We start from the raw sequence: 19,182 nt of genomic DNA, 5'->3' as shown, positions 1-19,182 counted from the left end.
TCTCACTTATCTCTCCTCCTACTCCCTTTTCTTGAATTTTAAGATTTTTCCTTGCCAACTCTTGCGCCACCCCTTGCCACTTCCTCCCCTGCGGTAACCGATACGAATGCCAGGCAAAAAAAGACTGTCCTGATTGCCCTCCCCTACCCCTTACCGGGCTGGGGGTTTCATTATAGCCTCCCTCAGGGAATGGCACTCCGCCCAGGCGATATTGTACACGTCCCCTTAGGCAAAAGGGTGGAAACTGGCATTGTGTGGGAAGAGCCTACCCATTTGCCAGCCCCCCTCAGGCCCCCTGCAGCGCCCCCCCTTAATCCTGCCCGCCTACGCCCTGTTATAGCGTGTCTGCCTCTGCCCCCTTTACCACAAACCTTGCGCCAATTTATTGACTGGGTCGCTGCCTATACCCTTTCTCCTCTGGGTTTGGTATTGGCAACCAGCCTACGGGCCATGCCGGCAAAGCCCGTCATGGAAAAGGCCAACTGGCTGTGGCAACCCCTCTCCTTTACGCCCCCCACCCCATTCAGCCCATTGGCTAATATGGATAAACACCCATTGGCCAAGACGGATAAACCCGGCCCCTTTGAATATTCTCAGCATCACTCTGCTTACCCTTCCTTTACTCAGCCTGAACCTTCCCCAAACTTACAGCCTGCCAAACTTTCCGGCCCATCCGTACGGATCACCCCACAGCGCAGCAAAATCCTACAATGTTTAACCCAGGCCATTGAAGAGGGAAAAACAGGCCTGTCTACCGCCGAACTGGCCGAGCAGACCCAAACCAACCCCACCGTTATTAAGGCCATGAGCAAGGCAGGGCTGATTAAACAAGGAGCCGGGCCTGCTGCCCCTTTATTTTCTCCTCCTGATCTTACCTATAACGTCCCAACTCTTTCAGAACATCAGGCCAAAGCCGCTGAAGCCTTAAGTGTGCCCATCCGACAAAATATTTTTTGTGTCACCTTACTAGAAGGGGTCACAGGGTCTGGCAAAACGGAAGTTTATTTTCAAGCCATGGCTGAAGCACTGGCTCAAAACCGCCAGGTTCTTGTATTATTGCCGGAGATTGCCCTTTCTGCCCAGTGGATCAGCCGATTCCAGCACCGTTTTGGTGTGACCCCTGCGGTATGGCACTCAGACATGACGCCCAAGCAGCGCCGAAAAGTTTGGCAAGGCTGCATAACCCACCAGGCCAAAGTGGTGGTAGGAGCTCGCTCGGCCCTGTTTTTACCCTTTGCTACCCTTGGCCTGGTGGTGGTTGACGAAGAACATGAAACAACCTTTAAGCAAGAAGAGGGTTTTTCTTACAACGCCCGGGATATGGCTATTATTCGCGCCCAGCTTAGCCAAGCACCTGTCATTTTGGCGTCTGCCACCCCCAGTTTAGAAACCTATGCCAATATCCAGGCTGGCAAATATCGCCATGTGCTTTTGCCCAACCGCCATGGCCACGCCACCACCCCGCAGATTAAGCTGCTTGACATGCGTCAACACCCGCCCTTACGGGGGATGTTCCTCTCCCCCCTCTTGACCGAGGCCATGGCAGAAACCATGGATAAAAACCAGCAGGTCATGCTCTTTTTAAACCGGCGCGGATATGCCCCCCTTACCTTGTGCCGTAGTTGCGGGCACAGGTTGCAATGCCCGCATTGCACGGCGTGGCTTGTAGCCCACCATAACCCACCCCGCCTGATCTGCCATCAATGTGACCACCAAGAACCCCTTCCCTCGGTTTGCCCCGCCTGTGGAGCAGACCATAACCTAGCCCCCATTGGCCCTGGAATTGAGCGTATTGCAGAAGAGGTACACACCCTTTTCCCCCAAAAGCGGGTGACTATTATGGCCAGTGATACCCTAACATCTCCCCAAAAGACCTCCCAGATTGTGGAGCAGATCACCGCGGGGCAAAAAGATATTATTATTGGCACCCAAAGTGTAGCCAAGGGTTGGCATTTCCCCCACCTGACCCTGGTTGGGATTGTTGATGCCGATTTAAGCCTTGCCGGTGGGGATTTAAGAGCCGGTGAACATACATTACAATTACTGCACCAGGTTGCAGGGCGAGCAGGGCGCGAGCAGGTGCAAGGCCATGTCCTCATCCAAAGCTACATGCCAGAGCACCCCGTTATCCAGGCCCTGGCCAAAGGGGATTTCACCGCTTTCCTCCGACAGGAAAGCAAGATCCGCCAGGCCGGCTTCTGGCCCCCCTATGGGCGAATGATTGCCCTGATCATTACCGCTGAAACTGAACAAAAGGCCGAGCTCATTGCCCTACAGCTTGCCAAAACAGCCCCTCATCACCGCACTGACCTCCAGATATTAGGCCCTAGCACCCCCGTTTTGGCCATCCTCCGGGATCAGCACCGCAGGCGAATGCTCATCCGCGCACCAAAAACCATTTTTCTCCAACCCATTATTCAGCACTGGCTGAGCCTTATTCCCAAAGAAAGCCAAAAACATATTGATATTGATGTAGACCCTTATTCCTTTTTCTGACATCTCTTCCCCATAAGAAATGTTTGTAAGGGCAGCGCACTTCATGAAGAGAGCCCTCAAAGAGGTTGCCTAGTAAAGCGTTTAGCTTGGCCAGTATGAGTCTACCCCCGTAGAACGGGACCTACCAAACAAAAATATCACTAGAGCAAGCAAACTCTCTACAAGGGCAGTAACCCACCCCCAGGCTGCTCCACTTTCTTCCTCTGAGTGCCTCACTTCAGCCCGATCAGAGAAACTTGGCTCCTAATGCCTCATTCTAACGCCTCATTCTCAGGAAAATAAAGGGTGTTTATTCACCGGTGGTTCTCCTTGCCCTCCCAGAAGTCTCCTTATTCTCTTCTTTTTAGACTATGAGGGGTATTGGCTCTCCTTCGATCAGGAAACCCATCTGCGTCATACCTCTATGATTATTGAGATCGAACGTAATAAACAGCCCCTTACCATTCAAGCCCAGCATCTACCTGCACGAGGGGTAACGGAAATAACCATTTATACGGTTGACCATTCCGGGCTCTTCTCCCGCATCTCAGGGGCCTTGGCCCTGGTGGGGGCCAGCTGCCCCTAACTCAGGCAGATACAACAGCAAGAAACCTTCTAGACAAAAAAACAGGACCCTATTTTCAGGATCCTGTTTCATTCTCGAAGAGGAAGGCACACAATCTATCGTCCTTCTTGACCATAGAACCAGAGACTGCTCCTCATAGCCCCCAACAGGGGCCCATAGCCCAAACGCAATTTTTCAAGAACAAAAAAGGCTTAAGCTACGAGCTATTGGCGAGGTTAGGCTTGCAGGGAAGAAGATGGTTCAGACGCTCTTTCACTAGCCTGCTGGGCGTTGGCCTGAGAGGAAGAGCCCGCTGATTCTATAACGCGTTTCCTCTCTTGACCTTCAACAACTGCAATTTTACGGGGTTTAAGAGCTTCAGGCAGCACCTGCTTTAAGCCAATATGCAATAACCCCTTAGAAAGCTCTGCCTTTTCGACCACAACATGATCAGCCAAGGTGAAATGGCGTTGGAAAGCGCGCGAGGCAATACCACGATGGAGGATTTCGCCCGTTTTGGGGGCCTCATCAATACGGCCAGAAACAGTAAGGCTATTGCCTTCTACCTCAATATCAATATCCTGCCGATCAAATCCTGCAACGGCCATCGTTAGCAGATATTCGCCTTCAGCCAACTTTTCAATATTATAAGGGGGATAGCTTGAGGGCAATGTGCTGCCTTGCTGGACAACATCCCCCACCATATTCATGAGCCGGTCAAACCCAATGGTATTTCTTAAAAGTGGTGCAAAATCATAGGTCATCATCATGACAAACCTCCTTCAAAAGCAAGGTTAGAAAATTCATTAACTCCCATCATGGCGAGTTATATAAGAATTACCGATAAACAATAATTATCTCATCGGTTAAAATTGATATAATTCTCTTACAGGGCATTTCAAGAAAATTTTTTAAAAAAATGAGAAATTTTTTCCTCATTTTAACCATTCCCAATGCTGCTTATGCGCAACCTACGGGAAGCTCAAAAAGATGAGGGCGGAACTAAAAGGAAAGTAAGAACGAGAAATTTTGTGCTTACGAAAAAGGAAAGAAAAGGCAATGCCATGACAGCGTTTTAGTTCTAACGATGTAAAAACTATAGTTCGGAAAAGTCCTTTCCACAAAGGACGACCTCTCCCCTCCAGTCTACTGTAAATCCAGTCCGCTGTAATGCGGAAATGATAGGGATGGGAAGGTTTTGATGGGGAGGCTTTAGGGTGGGATTGTAAGCCATATTTCTATCCCCACCACCCCCCAACCAATTTGAATGGGGTTATCACTGTTACTGTTAACGATCCTTCGAAAAATTGACGATGAAAAAGGCAGGATTCTCCCACTTCTTTATTCTTATTCTCCTTTAAAATCCTGTTTGAAGACAATAGAAAATAGAAAATAGAAAATAGAAAAGAAGAACCCTTAGTGAGTGCCCCATTTATCTTATGCCCCCAAAGCCCTCACACTGCCGAATGGGCCACTCCAATCACTGATAAGGGGAATAAAAAGCAACAGAAAAATAAGTAAACAGGAAAGACACATTTTTACACTTCAGAAAATGGTTGACGCACAAATCCGTCCACAACAAATTAACGATCCGCGTATTGTCTCTATTATGCGCCATCTCCCACGAGAGCAATGCACCCCAGACTCTCTCAAGGATTTTTCCTATATTGATGGAAACCTTTCTCTAGGGGAAGGTCGCGTATTGACAGAGCCCCGCATTACTGGCCGAATGCTCCAGCTAAATGATGTCAGGGAAGAGGAGAACGTGCTTGTTATTGCTGCCGGTACGGGACACTCTTCTCCCTTACGCCTTCCTTTATACTTCATCAAAAACCCTTGTGCCTGATCAAAAGCCCTTACGCCTGATCAGACATATCCTGGGCCAACCATTCTGCGACCCGAATACCATCCACCGCCGCTGAGAGAATTCCCCCTGCATAACCTGCCCCTTCTCCTGCGGGATAAAGCCCTTTAACGCCCAGACTTTGCCCCTTTTCATTCCGGGGAATACGCACGGGCGAAGAGGTGCGGGTTTCCACCCCCGTCATCATGGCATCCTTTTTGGAAAAGCCAGGCAGCTTACGCTCAAAAACCGCAATCCCATCTTGTAGGGCATTGCTCACAAAAGCTGGCAGGCAAGCCCGCAAATCCGCTGGTGTAACCCCAGGTTTATAGGAAGGGATAACCTCCCCTATATGAGTGGAAGCCCTATGGGCTAGGAAATCCTCAACCCTTTGGGCAGGCGCAAAATACTGGCCACCACCCACCTCATAGGCCAATTTTTCCCATTTCCGCTGAAAATCCACCCCCGCCAGAACCTGGTTGGGAAAATCCTTTCCAGGGGTTACCCCCACCACCAACCCAGCATTAGCATTGCGTTCTGCACGAGAATACTGGCTCATCCCATTGGTTACAACCTGGCCCGGCTCTGAAGTGGCTGCCACAACGCTTCCCCCTGGGCACATACAAAAGGAATACACACCGCGCTCATCATCTGTATGCCAAGCCAGCTTATAGTCCGCTGCGCCCAGCGCTGAATGGCCAGCATAGGCCCCAAAACGGGCTTGATCAATCAAGCTTTGGGGATGCTCAATGCGCACGCCAATCGAAAAGGGCTTGGCGTGCATTACAACCCCCTGCTGGTGGAGCATGGCAAATGTATCTCGTGCACTATGGCCAATAGCCAGGATCACATGGCTTGCCGCAATTTCTTCCCCCTCTTGCGTACAAACCGCCTCTATATGGTGCTGGCCTTCTGCGGTTTTTCCTAACCTTAACCCTGTGACCTGCGTATTGAAACGATACTCCCCCCCAAGGGCCTCAATCTCAGTGCGGATATGCTCGACCATAGACACCAGACGAAAAGTGCCAATATGGGGCTTAGACAGGTAGAGAATTTCTTCCGGAGCGCCCGCTTTAACAAATTCCTGCAAGACCTTGTAGCCATAATGGTGAGGATCACTAATCTGGCTATGCAGCTTACCATCGGAAAATGTACCGGCTCCCCCTTCGCCAAACTGCACATTGCTTTGCGGGTTAAGAATAGACTGGCGCCAAAAGGCAAACGTATCGGCTGTACGTTCACGCACCACTTTGCCCCGCTCCAAAATCAAGGGGCGTAACCCCATTTGTGCCAGAATAAGGCCTGCCATAACCCCACACGGGCCTGCCCCTATAATAACCGGACGCAAAAATGCCGGATGGCTGGCAAGCTGTGCCCCATTCTTTAAAACAAAATGATACAGGCGGGGTGTAGCAAGGCTAACCCCTTTTTGGCCCTTGGCCTTTTCTAGCAGCTGGGCTTCTAAGGCTGGGTCTTTCAAATAGCATTCCAACGTGTAAACAAAGCTGATCTGACCGCGTTTACGAGCATCGTACCCCCTACGGGTTACCTCGTAGCGCTCAAGGGCATGGGGGGCAATGCCAAGCCGCTTACAGATCGCCTCTGTCAACGCCTGGGGGGAATGGTCCAGGGGTAATTTCAGTTCAGTTAAACGCAACATCTAAAAAACTCACTCCCAAAAAACCACACTCAACGCACAATCTCATAAGACCCATCATCGTCTGCTCAAACATGGCGTAAGGTAGAACGTCCCGCCCCTTTACGCAACCAGCAGCGTGGCCCTATATTCCTCCGTAAAGGGCATATAAATACTTCCTGTTAAAGGGCTTGACGTGCATCACAACCCCCTGCTGGTGGAGCATGGCAAATGTATCTCGTGCACTATGGCCAACTGTTAAAATACTTCCCGTCTGAAGAGAGCTCGCCAGTTTCATGCCGGATGACAAAATCTCCGTCACCATTGTCCAAATAAAACCACGACAACAGCGCAGCATCGTATTTTACATTCAGCGTTATACTGATCAGACGAGGAGAAAAAACGATACCAGAAAGTCACAATACCAGGAAGGTAATACCAGAAGGTAAAGTTAAAAGAGAAGGGCCAAAAGAGGAAAACACCATGCTCTCTTCCTCAGCCGCATCAAAGGGCTATCATCCAAAACTTGTCAAACCCCCAAACTTGCCAAAACATTGGCTCCTTCTTCCAGCCTCCCCTGCCACCCTTGCTGATCTTGCTGAGCCAGGGCCAGTTTTTGCCGTTATCTTCTCTCCTCAGTGCCTCTTTCCTCAGCATCTGCTGGTTACCAATATCCCTCCTTATTCTACATTCTGCTTATTCTGTGGCAACCTGTTTGCGTATTCCCTTATCTTGAGTTTGGCTTTAGCCTGATCTCTGCCTCTCTTCATACTTACGATAAGGAGCGTGCTCAACGATAGGTGTATTTCCTTTTTGTCTGGTCGGGTTTGTCTGATCTAGTTTGTCTGACCTGGGCCTGTTGAGCTGCCAGCGGTCTGATTGTTCATTTTGGTCTCCCCAACCTATCATTCAGATGTTTCAGACTGATCATGACTGCTGATCTGCTGAAGTTACGCTTGCAAGCCTGCGGTTTCTTCAGAGGCTATTTCTTCGGAGGAAGACTGTTCCTGATCTTCTGGTGGGTTTTCAGAGGGAGGAAGAGAATCTTCCTCTCTGTGCCAGTCACCTATTTGAGAAAGTTTTAGCTCCCTAGCTGCTCATACGTGTTATTACGTTATTTACACTCCCACTGATCCTCTCCACTAATCCTCTCCTTGGCTGACATTATGGTTTTATAGGGAGAGGGGAAGGAATCGTTCTTGGGGGCCCTCTATACCATACTCTATGCCATGAGCGGTACACCACACTCCGCCTGGCTGGGGATTCTTATCGCACTGCGTGGCCGCACTGGGTCGGATGATCGTTCCCATCCAGGGGGTAGTTAGCCAATCACATAGCATAATCTGGTGACCTCAGCCCAGCGGGGAGATGTTCGGTTGATTGGCGTTGTTTTAGGGGCTCATAACAACCCGCAAAGAAGCTCCATTATGGGCCAATATCCTTGATGATGGATTCGCTCGAAAAGGGCCCCCTGTAGTGGCGCATCCTTTGGTACTCGCCCCGGGCTTCGTCATCTTACCCCGCCCATACTGTGCGGCATCGGCGTAAGACTGTACGTCATTTGGCCTCTCCTAATACTTCAGAAGTGGCAGAAGCTCCTTTATCTACCCACCAGCGCAAGGCTCGTTCTTACTGCTCTGGATTCTTTCTACACTAAGGTCTTACCGCACTGGATTTTTTCTGCACTGGGTTCTTATAACACTGGGGGGATGATCCATTTTTGCTCTTAATATCCTTATCCCCAAAGGGATCTTCCTCGTACAGGGTACTAGCAGCCTCCCACCTAATTATCCTACACAGCTTTCTCCTGGAGAGTCTTCCCCATGCAGGATACTAGCATCTTGCAAGGAATCTCTTCCATGGATCAGTCCCACTTTTTTGATGCCAAGATGTTTGTTTGATACCAAGATTTTTGATGCCAGGTTTTTAATATCAGGAAAAAAACAGCAAGATTGGATAAAAATTATTCCGGCTCATCCAGATATCAGAAACCTTGTCCCCTTAGCAGCGCGTATTGGGATGGATAAGGTTAAGACAGAACTGCAAAATCTCTCTTTTGCAGAGCTGGAACCCAAAGCGAATTCTCCCATACGCGCTCGTTTGAATGATCTACGTGCTCAGGAAACAGATGGGTTTCATCTTCTGTTTTTTCCCCTCATCCACTTGAATGATCTGCGTGGCCAGGGGGTAGATGCTATTGAGGATATCCGTTAGGAAGTATTGGGTCTTCTGCAGAGTTTGGGGGTAAAAGATGCTACTGTAACAAAGAGAGAAAAATCGCCTGATTTGATCTGGGGAAACCTGACTCGATCTGGGAAAAAATGCAGCTCTGTCTTGCATGGGAGTGGATGAGCAGAACATGACACTCAACCAGGGGTGGGATTCGGGCAAGTATAAGGGGAGAGGTTGTTTTTCTTTTTCTTCCAGAAAACAGTCATGTATATAGTAAGAGCGTAAGGAAGACCTCCTTATAAAAGCAGAATAACAAGCCTCTTTCAAACTCTCTCTATGAAAGTTTAACCCTGCCCATGCCTCTTTTTTTGCAGCCCAGGCCCCCAGCCCCGCTTCTCTCCCCTGATGACCCCGCAGGCCAGAGCCCCCACCCCGACCCTGGGCAACAAGATCACAGTGGTTATCACCTCCAAGGGAAGGAAGGGCCTCAGGATCATAACCATAATCATACCACCCACGACAAGAACTTTCCCCATGGCAAGAACTCCCCTGACAAGGACCCCCATAACAAAAGCCATGATAAAGACCTTAACAAAGCCTACGATAACAAAGGCTACGGCAGAAACGATAATAGTGGCCATGATAGAGAACACGATAATGGATATGACAATGAGCATAACAACGGGTATGCGGAGAACCATAGCGAGGGACATCATCATGATCATCCACACAACTCCCCTGAGAATCATGATGACCATGGCCATGATGAGCACACCCCTCATAGCCATCACACCCATACCCATGGAGTAGGGCACCACCATGTTCACGCCCCTACCTCTTTCGGGCGCGCTTTTGCTTTGGGAATTATCATTAACAGCCTCTATATTGGCATAGAAACTCTATGGGGGCTTTTTGCTGGCTCATTGGCGCTGCTTGCCGATGCAGGCCACAATCTCTCAGATGTTTTGGCCCTGGCGGTTGCCTGGACGGCTGAAGTCCTTAGTCGCCGCAAGCCCTCTAATCGATATACTTATGGTCTTAGGCGCTCATCGATCCTGGCATCGCTGGCCAATGCGCTGTTACTGGTGCTGGTAACGGGGGGGATTATCTGGGAAGCAATCCTCAGGCTTTTCAACCCTCAGCCTGTTGCCAGCCTGACTGTGATGATTGTCGCTGGTCTGGGTATTCTCGTTAACGGGGGAACGGCCATGTTGTTTATGGCAGGCCAGAAGGAAGACTTGAATATCCGTGGGGCCTTCCTGCATATGGCTGCTGATGCCCTGATGTCTTTGGCAGTGGTGATTGGGGGAGGGATAATCTATTTTACCCAGTGGCTGTGGCTGGACCCTGCCATCAGTCTGGGGGTTTCAGCCGCCATTATTCTGGCCACCTGGTCCTTACTGCGCTATTCTCTGGATATGGCCCTTGATGCCGTTCCCCCAGGCATAGATTTTGATGAAATTGCCCAGTTCCTACGCTCATACCCTGGCATAATGGCTATTCATGACCTCCATATCTGGCCCATGAGCACCACAGAAACAGCCTTAACAGCCCATCTTGTCTATCCAGGGCCAGCAGAACAACTCAGCCTATCAGAGCTTGCCCACCAATTGCGTCTACGCTTTAAGATCGACCATGCCACCTTCCAAGTTGAAACCGAGCAAGAGACCCTTTCCTGCACCCTTGATTCCAACAGCACGGTTTGATACCTCCGTTTGATACCTCCCATTTAATACCTCCCATTTAATACCTCCATGAGTCTGCCCTACGGGCTGATCACTCCTTCTCCAACTCTAGAAAGTGCCATGCCCCTCTCTCAACATGATGTAGCATTTCACACATCCTCCAAAATCTATATTGCCTGGATAAGTGTGGGGGTCAGCCTGCTGGCTTTTACCCTGAAATACGCCGCCTGGACCGTTACCGGAAGTGTGGCACTTTATTCTGATGCGCTGGAAACCGTTATCAATATTGTCGCAGCTTTTGGGGGGCTCATTGCCCTGTATATTGCCAGCAAACCCGCTGATGATAACCACACGTACGGCCATTTCAAAGCAGAGTATCTTTCCTCGGTCATGGAATCTGCCATGGTTGTGGTCACCGCTGTAAGCATTGCCCGCGAAGCATGGATCAGCTGGCAACACCCCATTATGCCCGACTCTTCACTATTAGGCATTACCCTAAATGGGACAGCGGGGGTTCTTAATTTTGCCTGGGCCCGTATCTTGCTCAATAAGGGCGCACGCTGGCGCTCACCAGCGTTAACGGCTGCTGGCCGGCATGTTATGTCCGATGTCTGGACAAGCCTTACTCTGGTTTGCACTTTCTCTCTTGTGCCTCTTACCGGGTTTTTATGGATTGACCCCCTGCTGGCCAGTCTTATCGCGTGTAATATCCTTCGGGTAGGCTTTGTCATGATACGCCATTCCATTGGCGGCCTCATGGATGAAGCCCCCGATACCGAAACACGTGCGACCATACGCACTCTTATCCAACAAAATGGTAAAGGCGCTATCGAAGCCCACGATTTACGCGTCAGAGCGGTAGGCGCTATTCTGTTTATTGATTTTCATCTTGTTGTTCCTGCCCAGCTGAGTGTAGAAAACGCCCACACCATTTGCGACCATATTGAACACGCCTTAAAAGCTGCACTTGGGCCAGCCCTTATTGGCATTCATGTGGAGCCCGAACGGGAAGCAAAAAATAAAAATGCCATTATCATTTCCCCCTGCCTTCAAGACTAAGAGCTCGCATACCCTCAGCCTCCAAACCTTCTTTATCCTTCAAAAAAACAGGCTTATAACACCCTAGCACTTAGTAATACTCTGATGCTTATAACACCTTGGCACTTACAAATACCTTGGCTCTTATACACCCTGGCAAGGTAATACTATAACAAAGCTTTGAAAAATTCTGTTTCCTATCAGAAAAATCCATAAAACACACTGCCTTTAAGGTTTATTTTACGAACTTCCCTCTGTAAAATTAAAAAAAAGACAAAGGCCTTCCAATCAAAATACCATCCCACAAAAATAAACAGGGCCTACTGTAAAACAGGATTTTTCATGACGTATCCAAAACGGGCACATTCCTCTTCTTGCCTCTCCCCCTTATTGTCCTCTCTTGCCATCCCAACTCACCTTTTCCCCTTCCAACTGAATACACCCTACGGCAGAAAGAACACGGCCTTTCCATCGATTGTTCCAGTTATTATTCACATTATTTTTCACATTATTTTTCTGGCAAAATTTCCGGTAAAATTTCTGGCAAAAATTTCAGCAGAATTTCTGACAAAGTTTCTGACAAAATTCCTGGGAAGAGGTTTGGGAAGAAGCCTGGGAAAGGGTCTAGGAAAAGCTCTGGGTGAAACTCTGGGAAAAACTCTGAAAAAAGACTTGGGGAAAACCTTGGGAAAAGCCTTGGTTTATATAATCCCCATCGCCATGATATCACTGCCAGGCGTTGCCAAAGCCCGCATAAGGCCTACCACCCGAGAGGCCCTTGTGAGCCCTGGCATAAGCAGCCCCCATAAGAGCAGCCTGAGCAAAACATATTCTGGCAAGACCCCTCTTAGCAAAACACATCTTGGCAAAGCACATCTGAGCAACGCCGATAGAACAAGCCCTAAAACAAACACACTCCCCGTCTCTTTAAAGGCCAGCTCCCAAGCCAAAAGGAAGGGGAAAGCCCGCAATCCCCTTCAAGTCGCCTCCCTACCCCCCAAGCCTCCGCCTAAAACAGGCATAAAAACAACACTCTCCCGCGCAGATTTCCCGCATCAAGCCTCCTTCAAGGTAAGCGCATCCACCCACCACCCAGCCCCAAGCCCAACAGCCCCGCCACCAACTGTTTCTGAAACTGTGGTCATCAAGGCACAAAGAAAGCCGCAGCCCTCACTCTTACATCCACAGGGGCAAACGCACTATAACGTAACGGAAGAAACCTATAACCTTACCCCGGCCCTCACCGTTGCCGATATGCTCATTACCGTCCCAGGTTTTTCCTACCGCACCGGCAATGGGCCACGCGATACGTCCCTTTCTCTTCGAGGGTCTAACAGCCAGCGCAGCTATGGGATTAGCAATATCGTCCTCTTTGATGACGGTTTTCCCGTAACCCAACCCGATGGTACTTCTCGTGCGGATCTTATAGACCCACATGCCTATGAAAGTGTCGATGTGTTCCAAGGGCCTTCCTCGACAGTGTTTGGCAATTACGCCCTTTACGGGGCTATTAATTTTCATACCCATCGCGGTAAGGAGATTGATGGCCTTCAGGTTGGTTCAGATTTTGGCTCCTATGCCACCTTCAACAATTATGCCACCTTTGGCAAGGCCGGCGAGAATTACGATATAAGCTTGTTTGGCAGCGATGTCAGAGGAACCGGCCTAACAGCCAATTCCGCTTACGAAACCTCTACCCTTAATAGCTTGATGACCTTTACCCTCAGCCCGCAAGACAAGCTGATTTTTAAAGCCATCAACAACATTACCAAAACATTGCAACCCCTTCGGTTAACGTTTGACCAATATCATCAAAACCCTTTTCAGAAAAACTGCCTCACCTTGCAAGGGGCGGGGTGTGCTTCTGTCTCTCTTTACGATAACGGGGCCTATGGCTCATCTCATACCATGAGTGCCGAGCTAGCCGGCTTAGGCCGATTTGACCGGCGTACCATTATTGGCGTGCGCTGGGAGCATAATTTTACCTCCCAAACCTTATGGCGCAACCAATTCACCTATGATGAGCGCCATATCAGCCAACCCACCACGGCCCTAAGCTACCGGGGGCCTTATAACTCTTATAATTATATGAGTGACCTCACCCGGATAGATAATATAGCAGGGTACAATATTACCACTTTTACCGGAGCCAACTTCAATTATCTCGATTATGGCTCCAAGGTCTATAATGTTTCCCCTGCGGGGCAGGCCAGCGTGGGCGCCTTAGCCCAAACCAATTATGGAAACCAGTGGAATGCTGGTGCAAGGCTTGAGGAAACCTTGCAAATCAACAAGCAATGGCAGGTTGTCGTTGGAGTAGGAGGGGAGCATACTGGCACGCAAGCCTTGCAAACCATTTACAATTATACCCCAGCGGGCATTCTCTCCCCCACCTATGTGCCAGTCCAGCGTGACTTTACCAACATTGCCCCAGAGGCTGCCGTAACCTATCACCCAATGGCAGACCTTGCCCTATTGGGACGCGTAGCCATGGGGTATAATACCCCCAGCACTTCTGCCTTGTTTGTCAGGCCAGATGGCCTGTTTGGTAACAATACAGACCTAAAGGGTGAAAAGAGCTTGGGCCTTGATATTGGGGAAGACTGGCATTACGGTCAGATCCTTCACCTTCAAACCACCGGCTTTTACGAATTCCATACCAATGAGCTCATTACCCAATATTCCTCTAACAATGCCAATGCCTATAGCTTTAACGTTCCCAACTCCCAGCACAGGGGTATAGAGTTCCTCACCGAGCTCACCCCCTTACCTGAACAATTGCCTAGCATGAAGCTCAGTGTTAATTACACGTATGATGACCAGATTTTTACCAATTTTCATGAAACACTCACCAATGCCGCCCAACAGCTTATGCTGAACCGGGCGGGCCGCAGAATTCCTGGGGTTATTCCGCATTTTCTGGATGCACGCTTTATTTATGAGCAAAAAGAAGGCCCCCTGCAAGGCCTTGGTGGATTTATTGAACTGAACTGGCGTAGCGCCTTCCCCCTTGATAATGCCAACCTTATTTCTGCAGATGGCTATAGGCTGGTTAACCTAAACCTGCATTATACTGTGCCCACCGCTGCCGCCTTTTTTAAAAAAATAACTCTGTTTTTAAATATTCAGAACCTGCTTGATACCACCTATATTGCCTCTGCCAACAATATTCGTAACACTTTAGCTTCAAATGGGCTGGAAAGCCCAGCCAGCGTGTTAGCAAGTAGCCGCCCATCTATTTTTGCTGGCACCCGACGGAGCTTTTATGGCGGCATTAAACTGAATTTTTAGAAACGAACCTCTCACAAGAGGAGGACTCACAAGAGGAGGACTCACAAGAGGAGGACTCACAAGAGGAGGACTCACAAGAGGAGGACTCACAAGAGGAGGACTCACAAGAGGAGGACTCACAAGAGGAGGACTCACAAGAGGAGGACTCACAAGAGGAGGACTCACAAGAGGAGGACTCACAAGAGGAGGACTCACAAGAGGAGGACTCACAAGAGGAGGACTCACAAGAGGAGGACTCACAAGAGGAGGACTCACAAGAGGAGGACTCACAAGAGGAGGACTCACAAGAGGAGGACTCACAAGAGGAGGACTCACAAGAGGAGGACTCACAAGAGGAGGACTCACAAGAGGAGGACTCACAAGAGGAGGACTCACAAGAGGAGGACTCACAAGAGGAGGACTCACAAGAGGAGGACTCACAAGAGGAGGACTCACAAGAGGAGGACTCACAAGAGGAGGACTCACAAGAGGAGGACTCACAAGAGGAGGACTCACAAGAGGAGGACTCACAAGAGGAGGACTCACAAGAGGAGGACTCACAAGAGGAGGACCTTATTTGGCAGCGAAAGTATTTTGAACCTCTCGGTTAGAAAAGCCAACATCTTTTCCTGTAAATTCGGCTAATAAATCTCCAAAAAATGTCTTCAATGGCAATTTTCCCTTACGATGTGGAAATTTCCAAGCTAGTCGAAGGTCTTAAGCAAGTTGATCGCAGTGTTCTCCCTTAGCAAGGGCATTTCAGAAAAACCCTAGGCTTGCCCACTTTTCCCGGGCATTGATGGTGGCATACAGCCTATGATCAAACAAGGGTTTAAAAATGCCTATTCGGATACAGCGAACAGAATGCCATTACCTTTGTTAGACGGCTCAGGCTATGGCGTTTTTAATACCCAGGCTAACCATATTTTCTACGAGCAAAATAACGATTCTACCATTAAGGGATCTTTCTCCATAAAGGGTATTTTACCTGTTTCAGAATTTTTGGAGCGATATATAACCTTGTGCAAAGATAGGGCACATTTCCCAAACGGGCTGTGGTAAAAAATGCGCATATTCAGAAGACTTTTACCACAAGCATTTCCACCATCTGCTCTTATCAAGCATGGTTGAAATATCTCTCTTTCAAACACGCCTTATTAAGGCTTACGATACGCTATGCACTCTTTCTAAAAAGCTTTATAAAAACATTCACAACTAAAAAGCTCTATCATCTGAGATAAAATGTTCCTCATCTATCCCCTCAACTATCCTCCCAACCCTTTTCTTTTAGAGCCTTAATCCTTATAGACCCATAATCCTTAGACTATTTTATTTTTTAGAAGCACTTTCTCCCATTCTTTCATTTTTTAACCTTCTTCTTCTCATGCCTCCTGTTCTCATTTCTCCTCAGTGTCTTTAGCTCTGATCGGGTGCTGGTCAATATTGAAACCTGCTCCTATACTACAACCAAAGAGGTCTATTACGCTGGTATTTCACGGATAAAACACAAAGCCAGCATTTACACCAATAATCACTAAATACTCCCCGAGATTCTCCCCAAAACCATTGCCAAACCACCCCCTAAAACCGCAGCACTGGAGCTCAAGAAGAACACTCAAGGAAAGGAGAAGAAACGGAAAAGCGTGAAAGCAGGGATTTAAACAGTTTCATCTTTTAACAAATATTACCTTTTCTTAGAAAAAGTGATAAATATCTATCTCAGATAATTCAGGTCATATTGAATTCAGCAAACCGCTTCCTTTTATCGCAACCTTCAGAGTTTCATTTTCTTGTTTCAGGGCCATGCCATCTTTCCATCCCAATAAACCTCTTCTCTCTCTTCGCCGAACCGCCTGGTTTGCACCAGAACAGTAGCGTAAGCAGCTGACCTACTGGGTGGGGGCTATATTGGTGGGTTTTGTTGCCGTAGTTTTTGCCAGTATCGCCAACCTTATTGCCCAATGGCAAAAGGAGCTCATCCACACAAACGCCTGGATCATGCTTGCCCTCTCACCAGCTGGACTTGCCTTATCCATCTGGCTCACACGAAATTATTTTAAAGGCGCACAGGGAAGCGGCATCCCCCAGGTTATTGCCAGCCTACACATGTCTGACATGAAAACGGTAGATCAAATCTTGGCCCTTAAAACAGCCCTGGGGAAAATTCTGCTCACCCTATTGGGGTTGGCTTGTGGGGCTTCCATTGGCCGTGAAGGGCCCACATGCCAGGTGGGGGCCAGCCTATTGCATAATTTTGGCCAACTCGGCAAAGTAACTGCTATTGGCGCACGCCGCAGTCTTATTCTCGCGGGTGGGGCGGCAGGTGTTGCCGCTGCCTTTAACACACCCTTGGGGGGAATTGTTTTTGCTATTGAAGAACTGAGCCATTCATTTGAACAAAAAACAACAGGTACTGTTTTGGCCGCTGTTGTTATCTCTGGGGTAACCACCATTGCGCTAATTGGAAACTACTCCTATTTTGGCCATGCCAATGTGGGGCTGCCTGTGGGGGTAGAGTGGCTAGGGATTATGGCCTGTAGCATACTGGGCGGAATTTCTGGCGGCCTTTTCTCCCGCATCCTTATCACCACCTCCAAGGGATTACCCGGAAAAATAGGGGGATGGCTCAACCGCCACCCCGTAAGCTTTGCGGCTCTTTGTGGTTTGGTTCTGGCCATGATCGGGCTGATTTCCCACGGTACCACCTATGGCACGGGCTATGAACAAGCCAAGGAAATTGTCATTGGTGATGCCCATTATCCGGCTTCGTTTTTTATTTTTAAATTTCTGGCCACTATTGTGTCTTACTGTTCGGGCATTCCGGGGGGAATATTTGCCCCCTCATTGGCCATTGGTGCAGGGCTTGGGGGATGGGTAGCCCAATTCTTTCCCCATGCGACAGTGGGAACCCTGGTTTTACTGGGAATGGTTGCCTATTTTTCAGCCGTTGTGCAATCCCCGCTGACCGCTGCTGTTATTGTTATGGAAATGACGGATAACCAGCAGATCCTTCTTGCCCTTCTTGCCACCTCTTTTGCTGCCTATGGGATTTCCAGCTTTATCAGCCACCCCCTCTACAGCTCACTGGCAAAAAACATGCTTGCCGTGCAAGAACACCCCGCAGTTTCTCCCAGCCTACCGAAGCCATAAAGGCTATCCCCGTTTTATCGGGTCATTATTCCTCTTGCCTATTATCCCTCTATTCCTCTCACCCATGATCTCTCTCATCATGACAAAATCCCTCTTAGACGGCCGTAAAAAATGCCCCCCTCCCAGCCTTTCCAGCACCCTCTTTCCAGGCACCCTATTCGTGTTCCATTCCCCTATTCGATAGAAATCACCATTCCTTTAGAAATACCATCTAGAAATACCATCCCTTAGGATGTTAGGATACTGCACTCAGGGAGAGGTCAACCACGGCCATGGTGCCGTCCTCTGTGCCAAACATTAAAATCTCCCCGTCAGGCGAACAACACAGACAGGATACAGGCCCTAACTGATGGGTTGAAAGGCTTACGGGCATCATACGGTCTGACTTTGTGTCAGCTAAGAAGACCGTACCATCGGAAAAGCCTGCTGCTACCAGGTCAAATTGGGGATGGAATGCCACCTTATTGCAGATTACGCCTGGAATGCCGGCCAATTCTACCGGCGGCTTGCCGATGGGCCCACCCCCAAAAAAGGGCCACATGACCACTGTATCGGCCCCGCTGGTGGCCAACCATTTTCCATTTCGGGAAAATGATAGGGAGTGCACCTTCCGAGGGTAGCCGCTCATACGGATATTATGGCCATCTGACAGCCGCCAACCATGAAGCTCATTCTCCTGCATGGTGGTCACCAGGGCTTCTCCTTGTGGGTGAAGGACCACCCCGATATGGCTGCCCTTCCAGTGATATTCCTGAGGTTTGTCTTCACTCGCATGCACATACCATAACGATGCCCCATTATAATGCGAGGTGGCTAAACGCTTGCCCTTGGCATCAAAAGCCAGGCCACTGACGGTTGAGGCATGCGAAAGCTGTTTGATGACCTTTCCCTCTGGGTTAAGCAAGACCACTTCCTTGCCAGAAGCAAAGGCGATCATCCCATTCCTGCCTTTCTCATCAACCCAACTGGTGCAGTGCTCCACCCAGCGCTTGCCCGTATAAAGAATCTCTACACGTCCATCGGCATGAATACGGCGCAGGCTGTTATCTTCCCCCCCTGTCAAGAAACTCTCGGGCTTACAATCGGCAGAAAGGCACAAGACTGGCCCTTCATGAACAGCCATTTGCTGCCAAGAAGAGATATCCTTCAACCCCTTACGCGCCACCAGCCAGACATCCCCTTCTGAAGTGGCAAAAAGAAAATTTTGCCCATTTTGGGAAACCGCACAGGATTCAATAAAACGCTCAACCTTTAAAAAAGTACCCCGGGTATCGATCAACGAGGAAAAAGGTGCTGAACCCTTTCCCCTTGCTGAAGCAGAAGGAGGCATAGAAGAAACCCCTTGGGG

The 19,182-nt window shown here is 49.1% G+C and carries 13 protein-coding genes and 1 pseudogene; 10 read left to right on the top strand and 4 right to left on the bottom strand.

Features of this window, described 5'->3' with window-relative positions; genetic code table 11:
- The first annotated feature begins 51 nt into the window (after positions 1-51).
- Both priA and JGUZn3_RS04585 read left to right on the top strand, forming a co-directional pair.
- Positions 52-2,496 (top strand): replication restart helicase PriA, encoded by a 2,445-nt coding sequence (gene priA / locus JGUZn3_RS04590; protein WP_203414505.1) that lies wholly within the window; start codon positions 52-54, stop codon positions 2,494-2,496.
- Between the two features lie 403 nt (positions 2,497-2,899).
- Positions 2,900-3,061: a hypothetical protein gene (locus tag JGUZn3_RS04585; RefSeq protein ID WP_203414504.1), complete on the top strand. Its 162-nt coding sequence runs from the start codon at positions 2,900-2,902 to the stop codon at positions 3,059-3,061.
- Between the two features lie 215 nt (positions 3,062-3,276).
- On the opposite strand, the gene JGUZn3_RS04580 is transcribed toward JGUZn3_RS04585, so the two are convergent.
- A complete protein-coding gene (locus JGUZn3_RS04580) occupies positions 3,277-3,810 on the bottom strand; it encodes an Hsp20 family protein (protein WP_238996901.1) in 534 nt (177 codons plus the stop codon).
- Positions 3,811-4,592: 782 nt separating this feature from the next.
- On the opposite strand from JGUZn3_RS04580, the gene JGUZn3_RS04575 reads away from it, so the two are divergent.
- Positions 4,593-4,886, top strand: a complete 294-nt coding sequence (locus tag JGUZn3_RS04575) for a protein-L-isoaspartate O-methyltransferase family protein (protein ID WP_203414503.1) — start codon at positions 4,593-4,595, stop codon at positions 4,884-4,886.
- A 10-nt stretch (positions 4,887-4,896) separates the two neighbouring features.
- On the opposite strand, the gene JGUZn3_RS04570 is transcribed toward JGUZn3_RS04575, so the two are convergent.
- Both JGUZn3_RS04570 and JGUZn3_RS04565 read right to left on the bottom strand, forming a co-directional pair.
- Positions 4,897-6,543: an NAD(P)/FAD-dependent oxidoreductase gene (locus tag JGUZn3_RS04570; RefSeq protein ID WP_203414502.1), complete on the bottom strand. Its 1,647-nt coding sequence runs from the start codon at positions 6,541-6,543 to the stop codon at positions 4,897-4,899.
- Between the two features lie 121 nt (positions 6,544-6,664).
- Positions 6,665-6,877, bottom strand: a complete 213-nt coding sequence (locus JGUZn3_RS04565) for a hypothetical protein (RefSeq protein ID WP_203414501.1) — start codon at positions 6,875-6,877, stop codon at positions 6,665-6,667.
- Positions 6,878-7,002: 125 nt separating this feature from the next.
- Between JGUZn3_RS04565 and JGUZn3_RS04560 the strand changes: the two genes are divergently transcribed.
- The 7 genes and pseudogenes from JGUZn3_RS04560 to JGUZn3_RS04535 all read left to right on the top strand — a co-directional run bounded on the left by JGUZn3_RS04560 (position 7,003) and on the right by JGUZn3_RS04535 (position 17,834).
- The gene (locus JGUZn3_RS04560; RefSeq protein WP_203414500.1) at positions 7,003-7,272 is read left to right on the top strand and encodes a hypothetical protein; all 270 of its coding nucleotides are present in this window, start codon (positions 7,003-7,005) and stop codon (positions 7,270-7,272) included.
- Positions 7,273-7,718: 446 nt separating this feature from the next.
- A complete protein-coding gene (locus JGUZn3_RS12580; protein WP_275402853.1) occupies positions 7,719-7,844 on the top strand; it encodes a hypothetical protein in 126 nt (41 codons plus the stop codon).
- Positions 7,845-8,517: 673 nt separating this feature from the next.
- A pseudogene (locus JGUZn3_RS12330) lies at positions 8,518-8,829 on the top strand (hypothetical protein); the annotation flags it as partial.
- Positions 8,830-9,047: 218 nt separating this feature from the next.
- On the top strand, positions 9,048-10,397 hold the full coding sequence (locus JGUZn3_RS04550) for a cation diffusion facilitator family transporter (protein WP_203414498.1): 1,350 nt from the start codon (positions 9,048-9,050) through the stop codon (positions 10,395-10,397).
- Between the two features lie 99 nt (positions 10,398-10,496).
- Entirely contained in the window at positions 10,497-11,435 is a 939-nt protein-coding gene (locus JGUZn3_RS04545; RefSeq protein ID WP_203414807.1) for a cation diffusion facilitator family transporter, read from the top strand.
- Between the two features lie 321 nt (positions 11,436-11,756).
- Positions 11,757-14,705, top strand: coding sequence for a TonB-dependent receptor family protein (locus JGUZn3_RS04540; RefSeq protein WP_203414497.1), 2,949 nt, complete (start codon positions 11,757-11,759; stop codon positions 14,703-14,705).
- A 1,863-nt stretch (positions 14,706-16,568) separates the two neighbouring features.
- Complete coding sequence (locus JGUZn3_RS04535; RefSeq protein ID WP_238996939.1) at positions 16,569-17,834, top strand: chloride channel protein; 1,266 nt, start codon at positions 16,569-16,571, stop codon at positions 17,832-17,834.
- Between the two features lie 235 nt (positions 17,835-18,069).
- Here the strand turns inward: JGUZn3_RS04535 and JGUZn3_RS04530 are convergent, their stop codons facing one another.
- Entirely contained in the window at positions 18,070-19,164 is a 1,095-nt protein-coding gene (locus JGUZn3_RS04530) for a WD40 repeat domain-containing protein (protein WP_203414806.1), read from the bottom strand.
- Positions 19,165-19,182: the final 18 nt, after the last annotated feature.

The sequence above is a fragment of the Entomobacter blattae genome (genome assembly GCF_014672835.1).
GTDB lineage: Bacteria > Pseudomonadota > Alphaproteobacteria > Acetobacterales > Acetobacteraceae > Entomobacter > Entomobacter blattae.
Note: the sequence above shows the minus strand (reverse complement) of the source record. Positions and strands in the feature narration are given on the sequence as shown.

Bases quoted from the DNA above. Each gene is read 5' to 3' on its own strand.
- JGUZn3_RS04540 (WP_203414497.1), top strand. From the start codon at position 11,757: ATGACGTATCCAAAACGGGCACATTCCTCTTCTTGCCTCTCCCCCTTA.
- JGUZn3_RS04550 (WP_203414498.1), top strand. From the start codon at position 9,048: ATGCCTCTTTTTTTGCAGCCCAGGCCCCCAGCCCCGCTTCTCTCCCCT.
- JGUZn3_RS04565 (WP_203414501.1), bottom strand. From the start codon at position 6,877: ATGCTGCGCTGTTGTCGTGGTTTTATTTGGACAATGGTGACGGAGATT.
- JGUZn3_RS04545 (WP_203414807.1), top strand. From the start codon at position 10,497: ATGCCCCTCTCTCAACATGATGTAGCATTTCACACATCCTCCAAAATC.
- JGUZn3_RS04580 (WP_238996901.1), bottom strand. From the start codon at position 3,810: ATGATGATGACCTATGATTTTGCACCACTTTTAAGAAATACCATTGGG.
- JGUZn3_RS04575 (WP_203414503.1), top strand. From the start codon at position 4,593: ATGGTTGACGCACAAATCCGTCCACAACAAATTAACGATCCGCGTATT.
- JGUZn3_RS04585 (WP_203414504.1), top strand. From the start codon at position 2,900: ATGATTATTGAGATCGAACGTAATAAACAGCCCCTTACCATTCAAGCC.
- JGUZn3_RS04530 (WP_203414806.1), bottom strand. From the start codon at position 19,164: ATGCCTCCTTCTGCTTCAGCAAGGGGAAAGGGTTCAGCACCTTTTTCC.
- JGUZn3_RS04570 (WP_203414502.1), bottom strand. From the start codon at position 6,543: ATGTTGCGTTTAACTGAACTGAAATTACCCCTGGACCATTCCCCCCAG.
- JGUZn3_RS04560 (WP_203414500.1), top strand. From the start codon at position 7,003: ATGCTCTCTTCCTCAGCCGCATCAAAGGGCTATCATCCAAAACTTGTC.